At 47.8% G+C, this 15504-nt stretch carries 14 protein-coding genes; 7 read left to right on the top strand and 7 right to left on the bottom strand.

Going from position 1 to position 15504, the window contains the following annotated elements:
- Entirely contained in the window at window positions 1–186 is a 186-nt protein-coding gene (locus V2546_RS13215) for a cysteine-rich KTR domain-containing protein (protein ID WP_117751003.1), read from the top strand.
- A 462-nt stretch (window positions 187–648) separates the two neighbouring features.
- On the opposite strand, the gene V2546_RS13210 is transcribed toward V2546_RS13215, so the two are convergent.
- From V2546_RS13210 to V2546_RS13180, 7 genes are all read right to left on the bottom strand, one after another.
- Window positions 649–1680, bottom strand: a complete 1032-nt coding sequence (locus V2546_RS13210; protein WP_118532651.1) for a 3-deoxy-7-phosphoheptulonate synthase — start codon at window positions 1678–1680, stop codon at window positions 649–651.
- A gap of 340 nt (window positions 1681–2020) precedes the next feature.
- Entirely contained in the window at window positions 2021–2701 is a 681-nt protein-coding gene (locus V2546_RS13205; protein WP_329752584.1) for a DUF554 family protein, read from the bottom strand.
- Between the two features lie 103 nt (window positions 2702–2804).
- Window positions 2805–4130 carry an RNA polymerase factor sigma-54 gene (rpoN, locus tag V2546_RS13200; protein WP_329752583.1) on the bottom strand — a complete coding sequence of 442 codons (1326 nt, stop codon included), beginning with the start codon at window positions 4128–4130 and terminating at the stop codon, window positions 2805–2807.
- Window positions 4131–4319: 189 nt separating this feature from the next.
- Complete coding sequence (locus tag V2546_RS13195; protein ID WP_329752582.1) at window positions 4320–5645, bottom strand: SLC13 family permease; 1326 nt, start codon at window positions 5643–5645, stop codon at window positions 4320–4322.
- 48 nt (window positions 5646–5693) lie between these two features.
- Window positions 5694–6584, bottom strand: coding sequence for a 3-hydroxyacyl-CoA dehydrogenase family protein (locus V2546_RS13190; RefSeq protein ID WP_329752581.1), 891 nt, complete (start codon window positions 6582–6584; stop codon window positions 5694–5696).
- 55 nt (window positions 6585–6639) lie between these two features.
- Complete coding sequence (locus tag V2546_RS13185) at window positions 6640–7827, bottom strand: thiolase family protein (protein WP_329752580.1); 1188 nt, start codon at window positions 7825–7827, stop codon at window positions 6640–6642.
- Window positions 7828–8028: 201 nt separating this feature from the next.
- The gene (locus V2546_RS13180; RefSeq protein WP_329752579.1) at window positions 8029–8274 is read right to left on the bottom strand and encodes a hypothetical protein; all 246 of its coding nucleotides are present in this window, start codon (window positions 8272–8274) and stop codon (window positions 8029–8031) included.
- A gap of 88 nt (window positions 8275–8362) precedes the next feature.
- On the opposite strand from V2546_RS13180, the gene V2546_RS13175 reads away from it, so the two are divergent.
- The 6 genes from V2546_RS13175 to V2546_RS13150 all read left to right on the top strand — a co-directional run bounded on the left by V2546_RS13175 (window position 8363) and on the right by V2546_RS13150 (window position 15389).
- Window positions 8363–9145 (top strand): enoyl-CoA hydratase/isomerase family protein, encoded by a 783-nt coding sequence (locus V2546_RS13175; RefSeq protein WP_118532665.1) that lies wholly within the window; start codon window positions 8363–8365, stop codon window positions 9143–9145.
- Window positions 9146–9184: 39 nt separating this feature from the next.
- Window positions 9185–10387 (top strand): CaiB/BaiF CoA-transferase family protein, encoded by a 1203-nt coding sequence (locus tag V2546_RS13170; protein ID WP_329752578.1) that lies wholly within the window; start codon window positions 9185–9187, stop codon window positions 10385–10387.
- Window positions 10388–10470: 83 nt separating this feature from the next.
- On the top strand, window positions 10471–11256 hold the full coding sequence (locus V2546_RS13165; RefSeq protein WP_118532669.1) for an acyl-CoA dehydratase activase: 786 nt from the start codon (window positions 10471–10473) through the stop codon (window positions 11254–11256).
- A gap of 5 nt (window positions 11257–11261) precedes the next feature.
- Window positions 11262–12581 carry a 2-hydroxyacyl-CoA dehydratase family protein gene (locus V2546_RS13160; protein WP_329752577.1) on the top strand — a complete coding sequence of 440 codons (1320 nt, stop codon included), beginning with the start codon at window positions 11262–11264 and terminating at the stop codon, window positions 12579–12581.
- A gap of 1 nt (window position 12582) precedes the next feature.
- Window positions 12583–13710, top strand: coding sequence for a 2-hydroxyacyl-CoA dehydratase family protein (locus V2546_RS13155; RefSeq protein ID WP_329752576.1), 1128 nt, complete (start codon window positions 12583–12585; stop codon window positions 13708–13710).
- A gap of 140 nt (window positions 13711–13850) precedes the next feature.
- Window positions 13851–15389, top strand: a complete 1539-nt coding sequence (locus tag V2546_RS13150; RefSeq protein WP_243022343.1) for a sigma-54 interaction domain-containing protein — start codon at window positions 13851–13853, stop codon at window positions 15387–15389.
- The last annotated feature ends 115 nt before the right edge of the window (window positions 15390–15504 follow it).

Raw genomic sequence — 15504 nt, 5'->3', positions numbered from 1 at the left:
ATGAATACTGAATGGATAATATGCCCCATATGTCAGAGCAAAACAAGGTTGAGAATACGGGGCGATACCGAACTAAAAAACTTTCCCCTATACTGCCCAAAATGCAAGCAGGAAACTCTTATTAGCGTACAACAAATGAATATATCAGTTATCATAGAGCCAGACGCAAAGACGCAGAGCCGATAACACACAGGTTTGAAATGCGGTTATCGGCTCTTTCTTTTTTGACAACCTATGCGATTGCTGACAGATTGCAACTTAGGCGACAGTTTTATGAAGATAAAGCCGCCGTTCTCCTTTTGCAGAATTGGATTTACGGGGACGTGATAAAGTCGCCCATTTTTAGGGACATGGCGGTATCTTTGGAGGTATCGTCATGTCCGTTTTATGTCAACACGGTTTTCCAATCATACCCCTCAAAATGGCGTTCTACTGCGTAACAAAACGGACATATCGCCGTTTAGACGATACGCCCGTTTTGCTTTGCACCCTGTATGGCAGCTACCCTGTTTCAGTTTGTTGTGCTACTGTTTTATGAATAGCTACCAAATGGTAACTTTCGTTCTTCATTCCGATGGCTCAGCAATCGCTCTATTTACTCTTCTCAGTGTACTCTTTCTGCGCGCTGATACCGATAATTTCTATCTCTTATTTGATCTCATCCGCAATGTCATAGATCAGCTTCTCCGTATCATCCCATCCAAGACACGGATCCGTGATGGATTTTCCATAAATATGCTCGCCGATCTTCTGGCTGCCCGGCTCTAAGTAGCTCTCGACCATAACGCCTTTGATAAAGTTGTGGATCTCCTCTGAGTGACGGCGGCTGTGAAGAACTTCCTTCACGATACGGATCTGCTCCATATAACGCTTGTTGGAGTTGGAGTGGTTTGCGTCAACGATGCAGGCCGGATTCAACAGTTCCCGCTCCTGATACAGGCTGTAGAGAAGCTCCAGATCCTCGTAGTGATAGTTCGGCAGACACTGGCCATGTTTGCTGACTGCGCCTCTTAAAATCGTGTGTGCAAGCGGATTGCCCTTTGTCTCAACTTCCCATGTGCGGTAAATAAAATCGTGGCCATGCTGGGCTGCATAGACCGCATTTAACATAACCCCGAGGTCACCGCTGGTCGGGTTTTTCATTCCTACCGGAACGTCCATACCGCTGGATACAAGGCGGTGCTGCTGGTTCTCAACAGAACGCGCGCCAATTGCAACGTAGGAAAGTACATCGGAAAGATAGCTGTAGTTTTCCGGGTACAGCATTTCGTCAGCGGTTGTAAATCCATAATCCTTGATCACGCGCATATGAAGCTTACGGATTGCAACAAGTCCCTCATACATATTCGGCTTCTTCTCCGGATCCGGCTGATGAAGCATTCCCTTGTAGCCGCCGCCGGTGGTACGCGGTTTGTTCGTGTATACACGCGGTACGATCACAAGCTTATCCTTTACCTGCTCATTGACCTTTGCAAGGCGGCTCATATACTCGCATACAGCGTCCTCGCGGTCCGCGGAACACGGTCCGATAATTACGAGGAACTTTTCGCTCTTTCCTGTAATGACATCCGCAACTTCTTTATCTCTTGCCGCTTTTAATTCCACACACTCCGGTGTCAGCGGGAATTCCGCTTTGATCTGTGCCGGTGTCGGAAGTAAACTTTTGTAATTGAATGACATGATTTTCTCCCTCAAATGTATTTTTCTCACGACAATTTACCCTGTACCGAGTCCGGTAACATCAGGCTGCCGCATCCCTGACCGCGTATTTTTATTTCCGTACTTTATCGCTTTTAACTGCTGACGTGCTCATTTCTAAAAATGTCCCGCGCTGCACACATGTCAATGCGGGATATTTGTTATTATAGTACACATCTTTTGAGACTTCAAGTATTTATGTCTCTATATTTTATTTTTTTCGACACCGCTATTGTTACTTGTTCACGCCCTGCACAAACAGTAACCCGCCGCGCTCTTAATTCTGCGGTCTGTAAAGAAAACTCCTTCGGACTGTGAAATTTTACATATATTTCGTCCAGAACATACTGATAAAAAATACCAGTACCAGCGACGGAATATAGTCTGCCACCGGCGGATTTTTAAGCTTCGCGATCCGCAGCGCGTTTAAGAGCTGGATCAGGCCGCCGCAGGCTGAAAAATCCCCGATCATCTCAGCCGTAAGATGCGGCATCAGGAATTCTGAGAGCCCGTAAAAAATCATCAGCATGATCCCCAACGGAATACTGATGAGTGAGAGGACCCATCCGCTGCTCCCTGCAAAAAATATTGACGCAACACAATCCATGATCGTCTTTGTCATGAGCACGGTTGTGTCTCCCTCAAATCCCAGTGTCAATGCGCCGATGATTCCCGTGGTGCTGATACAGTATAAGGTAAAGGCAACCAGAAGTGTCTGTGCTGTTTCGCTTCCACCAGTTGCCGGAAGAAGCTTCGAGATATTAGCAAGCCGTCTGTCAATTCCAATGATATGGCCGATCGTACCGCCGATCAGGAGCGCCAGCACCGCCGCCGACATATGGACCGCTTTTCCCAATAGTCCCACACCGACCGCCGCCGAGATTACTGACAGAGCAAGATTGATGCTCTCATTTAAAGATCCCGAAATATGTTTCTTCATCGCACACCCGGCAAGTGTTCCGACGATCACACCGGCTACATCAAGTAAAATTACAGATGGCATATGGTATTCCTGCGCTTTCTATTTTTTCCACAGATTCTGCTGTTCCAATGATCTTTAAAGCTTCTGTAAATAGATCATTCACTTATCCTGCTCACCGGTTCCCTCAACCATCCTTCCTCTGGAACGCCCCACCGATTCCCAACTCCATACGGTATTTGGCAACCGTACGTCTTGAGATCGGCATTCCGGCATCCTGCAATAGTCCGGCAAGCTGTTCATCGCTCCACGGTTTTTTCCTGTCCTCCACAGAAACGAATTCCTTCAATTTCGCTTTCACGGCATTTCTGCTCACGTCACCATTCCCATCTCCCGATGGGATTCCTGTAGTGAACAGGCTGCGGAACAGGAAACATCCCGACGGTGCCCTCAGATACTTGTCACGGATCGCACGGCTGACCGTAGATTTGTGGATCTCCAGCGCATCAGCGATCTCCTCCAATGTCATCGGTTTTAACTGCCCCGTTCCGAGGAAGTACGGCTGCTGGCGTTTCAGTATCTCTCTGGTGATGCCTGTGAGTGTCTCCCGCCGCTGTTCCACCGCATTTATAATAAACCGTGCTCTTCGCAGCTTATTTTCAAAATATGACTTTAATTCCTGATCCTGGGCTGTTTCCATCATATGGATATAATAATCATTGATCTGAAGGTTTCCCGTCCACTTATCATTCAGTTCAATATTCCACTGTCCAGCCTGGTTGCTCAGTAGAACATCCGGAAGAATGTACTGGGCTTTTTCACCACCAATTCCGTTTAACGGGCGTGGATTTAACTCCTTGATAATATGAATCATTTTCCGGACATCCGCAGAAGACAGCTTTAACGCCCTGGAAATCGTACTGATCTTCCCCTCCGCAATATCCTGAAGATGGTTCTTTATTAAAAGAGACAATGTCTCTTCCTCATCCATTCCCCTCACCTGTATCAGAAGACATTCTTCCAGTCCGGAGGCGAAGAGTCCCTGCGGTTCCAGTTCCTTCAACATCGCAAGGACATTCTCGACCTGTTTTTCTGGAACATTCAATCGTTTTGCAATCTCCTGTGCCGGGATCAGGAGATAGCCGCTCTGCTCCAGCGACTGGATACAGAAGTCCACGATCTTATGCTCCGTCTCGCCGATCCGCTTCCAGTGAAGCTGCATGTTCACAAGATCCTCGATCGACTTTTCACTGTCCTCGATCTCATACAGTTCATTTTCCCGGCTGTCTTCCCTCTCCGTGCCATTATAAAAACGTTCCGTCTCATTGTATGTGACAGGAGCTGCTTCCTCTCCACGTCCTGCCATAAACTCTACCAGCGGATTTTCGATCTCCTCATTCTGCATGAAATCTTTCAGCTCCGTCATAGACATTGCAAGAATGTTTAAGGACTCCACTTGCATCTGTGAAAGTACCTGCTTTGTCTGCAAGGAAATTCCTGCCTTCAGTTCCATTGTTGTACCCCTGCTTTCCAATATTTCATCTTTTGCAGTCTTTTATGACCATTTTCTGTAAATTATAGTATACCACGTTTAAACGGCTTCCTGCAAGGTCTCTTTTCTGGTCTGAAAACTGCGCAAAAAAGCCGCCATAAAATCGCTGTGCGACTCTATGGCAGCTTTAGATCTCAATTTAAACTGTTTTTAGAAATATACTACACATGCCAGGATCGATACCAGAACGACCGTGATGAGGAACAGCGGTCCACCGATCAGACCGAAGTCTTTCCAGGTATATCCTGCCGGAAGGATCTGCATGTTTACAGCTGTACCGATTGGAGTTGCAATCGCAAGGTTTGTTCCGATCGCAAGGACTACGCACCACGGAACCGGGCTGATTCCCATAGTAAGCGCCATGGAAATAACGATCGGGGACATCAGAGCGGCAACGGTACTGTTCTGCAGGAACAGAGTCAGAACGCTGGAAAGTACACAGATAACAACGGTTAAGACAACTACGGATGCGTTTGCACCGCCGAACATATTGAGGACTGTGTCAGCGATAACTGCGCCGCCGCCGGAAACATCAAGTCCGGTACCAATGGCTGTTACAGCGCCGATACAGATCAGGATATCCCACGGAAGATCACGGAGAGCTTTCTTTACCGGCACGCAGCCTGTCAGGAAAAGAACTACAGAACCGAGCATAGCGATATTCGCGATGTTGAAATAGCTCTTAAACGGTTTATATCCACTTGCAATAAACAGAACGATACATGCCGCCATGACAACTAATGATACGGTTCCCTTCCATGCCGGTACATTTTCCTTATCTTCTGTGGATAACAGTTCCGGATTTGCGAAGGCATTGTTCTTATCAAAATCCGGGCTGCCCGGCTTTAATACCTTTTCAAGAAGTGTATAACCGATAGTTCCCCAGAAGATAACCTGTACAATAGCAACCGGTCCCATGATCTTTGTCATTTCGAACACGCCGAAACCTTCTTCAAATCCGGCTGTTCCCATTAACACACCGTTAACGACCGGCTGTGATACGGAACCGACTAATGTACATCCACCGCCAATGATACAGGCAATACCTGCTGGGAAAATTACCATCTTGGAACGGATCTTTCCGTTGGAACCTGCAGCGATGGAAGCAATGATCGGCATCCACATTGCAATAGTTCCAGAGTTGGAAAGGAACGCACTCATGAGTGTACAGATAATAACAACAGACATAATGAACACACGCTCATTTTTTGCCAGTGGAGTCGCCGCAATCTTTGCGCCAAGCTTCTGGGCAACACCTGTCTGGAACAGGGCATCACCGACGATACACATGCCGGCTACCATAACAACGGTACTTCCGCCGAATCCGGAATAGATCTGTGACAGCTTCATCTCTGGGATCAAAATACCCATTGCTAATGCCGCGGCACAGGATACCACGCTCATGGCAAATTTATTGCTGAAAAACAGTATCATCGTGATAAAGGTAATGATAATCGCTATCGTGCTGGATGACATAATATTGTACCCCCTTCTTCCAGCCGGTCTTCCCGGCCGGTATTGTATTTATTTTTTGCTATCCGAATAATCGTACCAACCTTTTCCTGTCTTTCTTCCAAACTCGCCTTTCTTGAACTTTTCAATTACCAATGGGTTTGGCGCGTCATACGGATCATGACTCTCTGCGTAACGGTCTACACGTACATAATAGTTTACATCGATTCCTGTAAGATCCATCAGACGGAACGGTCCCATCGGATAATTCAGCCCCTTTTCGCAGGCTGTATCGATATCTTCCACGGAAGCAACTCCCTGCTCTAAGAGAGATAACGCTTCATGGACAACAGCTGCATTGATACGGTTTACAACAAATCCCGGAACCTCCTTATGTAAAACGATCGGGGTCTTTCCTGTATCGATGGCGAACTGTCTTGCTGTTTCCGCTGCCTCATCAGATGTATGCGGACCTTTTACGATCTCAACAAGCTTCATCACGAGTGCCGGGTTAAAATAATGGATATTTAACAGGCGTTCCGAATGCTCTGTCACATCTGCAAGCTTCGAACTTACGATATTGGAGCTGTTTGTGCTCAGGATTGCATCCGGCTTACAGATCTTGCTGATACGGGCGAATAATTCTCTCTTTGTATTCAGATCCTCAATGATCGCTTCGATCACAAGGTCCGCTTCCTTTGCCGCCTCATCCACATCGCCGTTAATAACAAGACTTGCAGCTACCTTGTCTGCCTCTTCCTGGGTAAGACGTCCTTTTGCGACACGTCCGGCAAGATAATCTGCTGTCCATTTTGTTGCTTTCTCGATTGCTGCCGGGAAGCTGTCGCAAAGAATAACCTTGTAGCCTTTCTCCCGTCCGTTGAGTGCTGTGTTCATCGCGATCTGCTGTCCCATGGCGCCTGCACCGATGACAGCAACGGTTTTGATATTTTCTGCTTTCATAACATTTTACCTCACACCATATAATTCTCAAGATATAAATTGTTAATTTTTCTCCCTACACCATTTCGATCAGTGTAGCCATCGACTGTCCACCGCCGATGCAGAGTGTTGCAAGACCACGCTTCCCTCCTGTTCTCTTTAAATTGCTTATCAGAGTCACGATCAGTCTTGCTCCCGTGCATCCAAGCGGATGTCCCAGTGCGATCGCGCCTCCATTGATATTGACTTTCGCCGGATCTAACTTGAGATCCCTGATGCAGGCAACCGCCTGTGCCGCAAAGGCCTCGTTTAATTCCACAAGATCAAGGTCATCAATGGTCCAATTATTTCTATCTAAGATCTTATTTGTTGCTACGACAGGTCCGTATCCCATGATCTCCGGATCAAGGGCAGCAGCCGTCACGTCAACGATCTTCGCAATAGGTTTCACTCCTGTTTCTTTTACCTTTTTTCCGCTCATTAAGACCAGACAGGAAGCACCATCATTTAAACCGCAGGCATTTCCGGCTGTTACGGTTCCATCCGGTTTTACAATCGGTCTCAGCTTCGCAAGGATCTCCATGGTCGTTGTCGGTTTTACAAATTCATCTGTGTCAAAGATAAATGTATTTTTCCTTTCCTTTACCTCGATCGGAACGATCTCATCTTTAAAATATCCCATCTCGATGGCTTTCGCGGCACGGTGCTGGCTTTCCATGGAAAAGGCATCCTGCTCCTCGCGGGTAATGTGGAAACGTTCCGCAACATTCTCCGCCGTTCTCGACATGCTGAGTTCACTTCCGTATACGGAATACGGCTGAGCGGTTGTTCCAGCCTCAACATTGGAATCTACCAGCGTATTCTTGTTTCCGCCCCAACGTGTTCCACGAAGGTAAATCGGTGCACGGCTCAGGTTTTCGGTACCGCCCGCAACAATACAGTCAGCATCTCCCAGCCAAATCTCCTGACATCCGGAATTGACTGCCTGCATAGCTGATGCACATAAGCGATTTACAGTAAATCCCGGGATTGTCTCCGGAAGACCTGCTTCCAGAAGAGCTGAACGTGCGATATTGGAAGCTTCTGTGCTCTGACGTACTTCTCCAAGAATTACCTCGTTGATAATATCCTTCTCGATGCCCGCGCGCTTAACAGCTTCCTTTATAACTTCCGCAGCTAATGTGTGAGCTGGAACATTCTTTAATGATCCGCCGTATTTACCGATTGCAGTTCTTACTCCACTGACGATATAAACTTCTTCCATCTCTAAAATCCTCCTGTTAAATTGCACATTGCTTGTCATGCTCTCTGCTCTCTTTATTGAGCAATTACTGTGCCAATTTTTCGCATTCTTTCTCATTTTTTCTTTTCCACACATCAAAAACATGCACTGATCTGTTTCTCTTCCTTATACATGTCAATTCATCTTTTTCTTCCATCTCTTTTTCTCCGTGTTGTATTCCGCTCATTTTTTGTCTGTTTCCACCATCCCGCCTCTCCTGTGTGCATGGGAAATGATTTCCTTGCACAATTTCTTGCACAATTCCCTGCACATGTTTGTGCATATATGTGCAAAATTTGCATATTGATTGCACATATTTATTTTTTGTGCATTTTTATCTTTTCTCAACAGCTCTTCTGTTTTCCCCTCTATATAGAAATGACCAGCCATTTTAATGCCGATTCCATTCTTTTCCGCCATTCTTTCCAAACTTGGCACACATCTTGCTATATAGATGGTTAGATAAAAACGCAAAGGAAACTCGCCTGATTCAGGCAAACGAAAGGAGATCTATTACATGGGATTTGAAAATGTTCTCTATGAGATAAACGACGGGATCCTCTATCTGACACTCAACCGGCCGGAGGCACGTAACGCTTTGACCCCGGGAATGTGGAAGGATATCCAGGCAGCCGTTGAGATGGCACGTTTTGATGACAATATCAAAGTCGTGATCGTCAGTGGATCTGGCGACAAGGCACTCGCGAGCGGTGCCGATATTCAGGAGATCCATGATCGTGAAACTTTAAAAATGTTAGAGGGAATTTCTACTATCGCCTTAAAACAGCTGGAAGACCTCTATAAACCAGTTATCTGCGCTATCAACGGATACGCCCTCGGCGGCGGATGTGAACTGGCAATGGCCTGTGATATCCGAATCGCCACGAGCCGTTCCAAATTTGGACAGCCGGAAACAAATTTAAGTATTATCCCGGGAGCCGGCGGAACCCAGCGTCTTCCGCGTCTTGTAGGTGTCGGACGTGCGAAGGAACTGATCTACACGGGCCGCATCATTACCGCTGAAGAGGCTAAAGAAATCGGCCTTGTCAATCAGGTAACCGGCGATACCCGCGAAGAACTGATGGAAGCTGCGAGAGCGATGGCGATGAAGATCATGAAGAAAGGACCGGTTGCGATCACCATGGCGAAGATGGCAATCAACGTGGGCATGGACACCGATATCAACACTGGTCTTCTCTTTGAACGCGTTGCCCAGACTGTGGCATTTGCGACAGATGACAGAAAAGAAGGTACTGCGGCATTTCTTGAAAAACGTGATGCCCATTTTACAGGACGATAAGAAGATATGACATTTATCATTTGAAGGAGGATATGATTTATGAAACCGTTGGAAGGCATTAAAGTAGTTGAACTTTCCACCATGCTGGCTGGCCCGATGACCGCACGCATCCTGGCTGAATGGGGCGCTGATGTAATAAAAGTAGAGTCCACAAACGGTGATGCCTGGAGAGATCAGGCCGGAACCTCTCTCTCCCCAAAGACAGACATCGCCAATCCAAACTTCGATATGCAAAACTTGAATAAGCGCTTCCTTTCCATCAATACAAGAACTGTTGACGGAAAACAGGCACTGATGAAGCTTCTGGAGACAGCAGATGTATTCTTAACAAACTACCGCGTGCAGGCTCTTGAGAAAATGGGACTTACATACGATCAGTTAAAAGGCGCTTACCCGAAGCTCATCCACGCTTCCGTCCTCGGATACGGCGAGAAAGGTCCGGAAAAAGACCGTCCCGGCTACGATTACACCGCTTTCTGCGCAAGAACCGGTCTTCTAGCAGATATGGCCCCGGCAGGAGGTCCACCTATGATGACAGTTGCAGGCTTAGGTGATCACAGTGTTGCCGTAGCTCTTTCTGGTGCCATCGCCGCAGCACTCTTCCGCAGAGAACGCACCGGCGAAGGTGAGAAGGTCGACGTTTCCCTCCTCCAGATCGGTACCTTTATCTTATCCACCGGACTCTTAAATGGTTTCAACGGACGTAAGTTCCCGAGAACCCATGCGGACTGCAGCCATGCCTGCAGTAATACCTACCAGGCAGCCGACGGCGAATGGCTATATCTGGCCATTGTGGATTACCGCCGCTTCCCGGAATTCTGTCAGGTTGTAGGTCTTCCGGAACTGGCAACGGATCCGAAATTTTCCACATCCACTGCTTATTATGCAAACAAAAAGGAACTGGTTACCATTCTCGATGAGAAATTTAAAGAGCATCCGCTTCCTTACTGGCATGAACTCTTAAATGCCCATGACCTGCCGCACGAAGTTCTTGCACATTTCAAGGATGTTCCGGATGATCCGCAGGTCATCGCAAACAATTATGCTTACCACTATGAATACTCCGACGGAACGAAGACCGTCTTCACAAACGGTCCGTCCCACTTCCGCTCCATCGATCCGGACAAGATCCCGCATAAGATCTCCGGGCCGATCGGATGTGATACGGCTGCGATCTTAAAAGAACTTGGATATGATGACGAAAAGATCAAATCCATGTACGAAGCAGGCGATATCCGCTAATAGATCCTTTGCCAGACAGGGCAGCCGGAATACCCCCCCCATTTCAGTCTCCGGCTGCCACTCCATATCAAGGAGGAATCTTTATGTATACATTAGGAATCGATATCGGTTCTACCTCCAGTAAAACGGTTATTCTGGAAGACGGCATCAAGATTGCCGCCCATGTCGTTATCCCGCTCGGAACCGGCACCATCGGTCCAGAGACGGCATTGGACGAGATTTTCAGGCAGTCCGGAATCTCCAAAGACCAGATCACATACACCGTAGCGACTGGTTACGGACGTTTAACCTGTCCAGAAGCCAACGCCCAGATCAGCGAGTTGAGCTGTCACGCAAAAGGAATCCATTTTCTTCTTCCACAGGTGGACACCGTCGTCGACATTGGCGGCCAGGATGCCAAAGCGCTCACCATATCTCCGCAGGGAAAGCTTGCCGCTTTCCAAATGAATGACAAATGTGCCGCCGGAACCGGTCGTTTTCTCGATGTCATGGCGCGTGTCTTAAATGTCCCAATCGAACAGCTCGGTCCATTATCCGAGACCAGTGAACATCCCGCTACCATCAGCAACACCTGTACCGTATTTGCGGAGTCTGAAGTCATCAGCCAGCTATCTGCCAAGGTTCCGCTTGCTGACATCGCCGCTGGAATCCACAATTCTGTAGCCAAGCGTGTCGCAGGTATGGCTCTCCGGCTGGGACGTCCCGGCTGTATGGCCATGAGCGGCGGCGTTGCGTTAAATACCGGTGTTGTCCGGGCCATGGAACGCGAGATGGGATGTCCGATCCTTGTTGATCCTTTATGTCAGTCCGCCGGCGCCATCGGCGCAGCCGTACTGGCTTATGAAAAATTATCGAAATCAAAGGAGTGAATATTATGAGTGAACATACAGAAAACGTAAGAATAGAGACCAGCACTCCGCAGACTGCTGCACCAGCCGCAGACGCAGCACCAGCAAAACCGAAACGTCCAAAGCCGAAGAGCATGATCATGTTGGGCGAGCAGACCGCTGCTCTCTTCGATAATGCCCGCCTCGCAAAAGAACGCGGCGAGAAAGTCGGCTGGTCCGCCTCTATCTTCCCGCAGGAAATCGCCGAAACCTTAGGTCTCAATGTCCTCTATCCGGAAAACCATTCTGCAGGAATCGCTGCCAGACACCAGGCTGACCCGTTTCTTCAGGAATGCGAAGGTCCTCTCGGCTACTCCAACGACCTCTGCGCATATGCGAAAGTCAATCTGGCATATGCCTCCGTCTTAAATGGCGAGAGTGATGTGGAGCTTCCGGATGGTGGAAAGATGGTAAAACCAGATTTTCTTCTCCTCACAAACAATATCTGCAACCAGCTCACCAAATGGTATGAAAATCTGGCAAGGCAGATGAATATTCCGATCTTCTTTATCGATACATGTTACAACCCGTGGGATTATGTGACCGAAACCCGTGTCCGCTATGTACGTGCACAAATCGACCAGCTCATCAAGGATCTCTGTGAATTTACCGGAAAGACCTGGGATGATGAGCGCTTTAAAGAAGTCATGAAGATCAGTCAGCGAAACAGCTACCTCTGGGAACGCGCCAACAATCTTCTTGACCGCAAGCCTTCTCCATTAAGTGGATTTGAGCTTTTCAACTACATGTCTGCAATGGTCTGCAACCGTGGAAAGACTTCCTCCACCGCAATTTTGGAGCAGCTCAACAGCGAGATTGAAAAACATATTGAAGAAGGCACTTCCACATTCCCGGTCGAGGAACAGTTCCGTATCTCCTGGGACGGCATTGCCTGTTGGCCGTATCTGAGCCATAATCTCCGCACCTTAAAAAAATATGGCATCAACATGGTTGCTTCCAGTTACGGAAAAGCATGGGCGATCGAATATGAGGATCTCGACGGCATGGCACGGGCTTACTGTTTCGCTTCCACAAACGGCGACAATGCCAGCACCATGATTGACCGCCGTCTTGAAGCGCTGAAACGCTTCGGATGTGAAGGAACGATCTACCATGTCAACCGAAGCTGTAAGGTTATGGACTGCCAGATGATGGAAGTTCAGCGCCAACTCTCCAAGGCCGCCGGTGTACCGTTTACCGCATTTGACGGAGATCAGGCTGACTACCGAAATTACAGTGAAGCACAGTTTGAAACGCGCATCCAAGGTCTTGTGGAAGTTATGAAACAGAATAAGGAGGACTTTTAAGATGGCTGATTTACATACAAATATTGAATGTCTTAAGAATGCCTGTAAAAATCCCCGGGCACAGCTCGATAAATATCTGGCAGCCGGAAAAAAAGTAATTGGCTGCTTTGAACCATACACTCCGGAGGAACTCGTCCATGCCAGCGGCATGATTCCAATGGGACTCTGGGGCGGTCACACCGAATTAAAGCTCGTAAAGAGTTATCTCCCTGCATTTGCCTGCCCGATCATGCAGGCAGACCTGGAATTTGGCCTCAACGGCACTTATAAAGGAATCAGCGGTGTTATTATCCCGGCGATCTGCGATACACTCCGCTGCATGACCCAGAACTGGCGCTTCGGCGTTCCGGATATTCCGATGATCCCCATCGTATATCCGCAGAACCGCACCTCACCGGCAAGCACAGACTACCTGATCAGCGAGTACGAGAATGTTCTTGTCATGCTGGCCACCACTACTGGTCAGATGATGACGGAAAAAGCACTCTGCAGATCCATTGAGATCTATAATGAACACAATGCCGTTATGCGGGAATTCTCTGCACTGGCAGTCAAGCATCTTGATGTTATCACTCCTACTGTCCGTCATGCAGTAATGAAGAGCGCATTCTTCTTCGAAAAATCCGAGCACACCGCTATCGTAAAAGAGATCAATGAGGCTCTCAAAGCGCTGCCGGACTATAAGTTTACCGGCAAAAAAGTCGTTCTCACCGGCATCACCGGTGAACCGGAAGAATTTCTGGAAATTCTTGAAGCAAACAACATCGCCGTTGTCGGAGATGATCTGGCACAGGAAAGCCGCCAGATCCGCACCGATACCCCACTTTCCGGAGGCGGCGGACTCAAGCGTCTCGCACTCCAGTGGAAAGATCGGACCTGCTGCAGCCTGATCCACGAAATCGGCAAGCCGCGCGGTGCTCTTTTAATCGAGCTCTGCAAGGAAAATGATGCTGACGGTGTCATCAACTGCCTGATGAAATTCTGTGATCCGGAAGAGTACGACCAGCCATGGTTCGAAGGTGACTTGAAAAAAGCCGGTTATCCGTGCCTGACCGTCGAAGTCGATCCGTTAAATACAAGCTTTGAGCAGCTTCGCACCCGCATCCAGACGTTTGCCGAAATGCTCTGATTTTCCAGCAGAAACCCTCAATCCCCTTCTTCTCCTATAAGAAAAACGCAGGAATCAGGACCCCCATAAATTTTCCTCCTGATTTCTGCGTTTTTGTATGATATAATAGTACAAAAGAAAAATATGAAAGGAACTCCTGTATGGCCGATTCTGAACTTCATAATTTACTTCCTTTTGCTGAAATACTCGATAACATTGATGTCGGGATCGCCTTGTTCGATCCGCAGGGAAATTACCTGTTTGTCAATACAAACCTGATCAACTGGAGAAATATTCCCCGCGCGGAATTTCTCAGCCACAATGTCCATGATTTTTTGAAGATCATGGATGTCTGCGTCTTTGATCTTGTCATGGAAAAAAAGCAGCTAGTAAAGCGGCTTCAGACCTACCGTAATTTCCACAATATGGATGGAGTGACCCGACTGCGTATGGTCACCGGAATACCGATCTTCGACGCATTCGGAAATATCCAGTATGTGATCAGTATGATGCAGGATATACAGACTTTTGAAGATCTGTATCATTCCCTGTTAAAAGAACATAAGATCATCAACTATGATACAAAGGAACCTGCTGTCCGTGAAAAGCAGGATATCGTGGCGAAAAGTCCCGCATTTCAACAGCTCCTGTCCGTCGCAGCGAATGTGGCTTCTTTGGATTCCACAGTCCTTCTCTACGGAGAATCTGGAAGCGGAAAGGAAGTTCTTGCCCACTATATCTATGAACACAGTGAGCGGTGTGGCAAACCGCTGATTACGGTCAACTGTGCCGCATTTCCTGAAAATCTGATTGAGGCAGAGCTATTCGGCTATGAAAAAGGGTCTTTTACCGGCGCTGCAAAGGATGGAAAAATAGGATTGGTGGAAGCTGCAGACGGTGGTACCCTGTTTCTCGATGAGATTAATTCACTGCCAATCAATGTACAGGGAAAGCTGCTCCGAACACTGGAAGAAAAAAGTATTCAGAGAATCGGCTCCACAAAAACAAAAAAGGTCAATTTTCGCCTAATCGCGGCAACAAACCGGAACCTCCAGAAACTCGTGGAGCAAGGGCAATTTCGTGAGGACCTGTATTACCGGATCCAGGTCATTCCTCTTACGATTCCACCACTCCACAACCGTAAAGAAGATATTATTCCCCTGTGCCTTCATTTTCTTCACTATTTTGGAAAAAAGTATAATCTTCAAAAGGAATTTTCCGATTCTGTTCTGGACGCAGTACAGCGCTATTCATGGCCGGGAAACGTCCGGGAACTACGCAATTTTGTGGAGCGTATGGTCGTCATGACCCCTCGCGCCACCAGAATGATCAGCCAGATTCCGGATGGTCTGCTGGATATTACTCCCGATGAGCGACATGACTCTGGCAAGGATATTCCTGGGACGAAATCCACGGTCTCTGCGATTTTCCCAAGCGGACCGATTCCACAGGCATCACTCCCGATATCATTTTCAGGCAGTATTACCAATCATTTTCCCGGCGATGTCACCGTTCCGGCCACAATTTCCGGTGTCAGGCGCTCCAATATGCCTACCCGCGACCAAATTATCGCCGCCCTCCAGACCTGCTCTGGACATCGTGAAAAGACGGCCGAATATCTTGGAATCTCACGAAGATGCCTGCAATACAAAATCAAGGAGTACCATATTTCGCCACGGTGCCATTATGATGATAAATAGAATAGAACACGGGTCCGGAGCTCTTCCCATATAAAAGAGATAAGCCTTTTTGATCGACCGGAAGCTTCTGCCAATAAAAAGGGGCTGGTGCACTAACGTGCGGCAGCTCATTTTA

Source organism: Clostridium sp. CM74B_53 (genome assembly GCF_036318045.1).
GTDB lineage: Bacteria > Bacillota > Clostridia > Lachnospirales > Lachnospiraceae > Pilosibacter.
The sequence above is the reverse complement of the archived record's forward strand: the minus strand, read 5'-3'. Positions and strand labels throughout refer to the sequence as shown.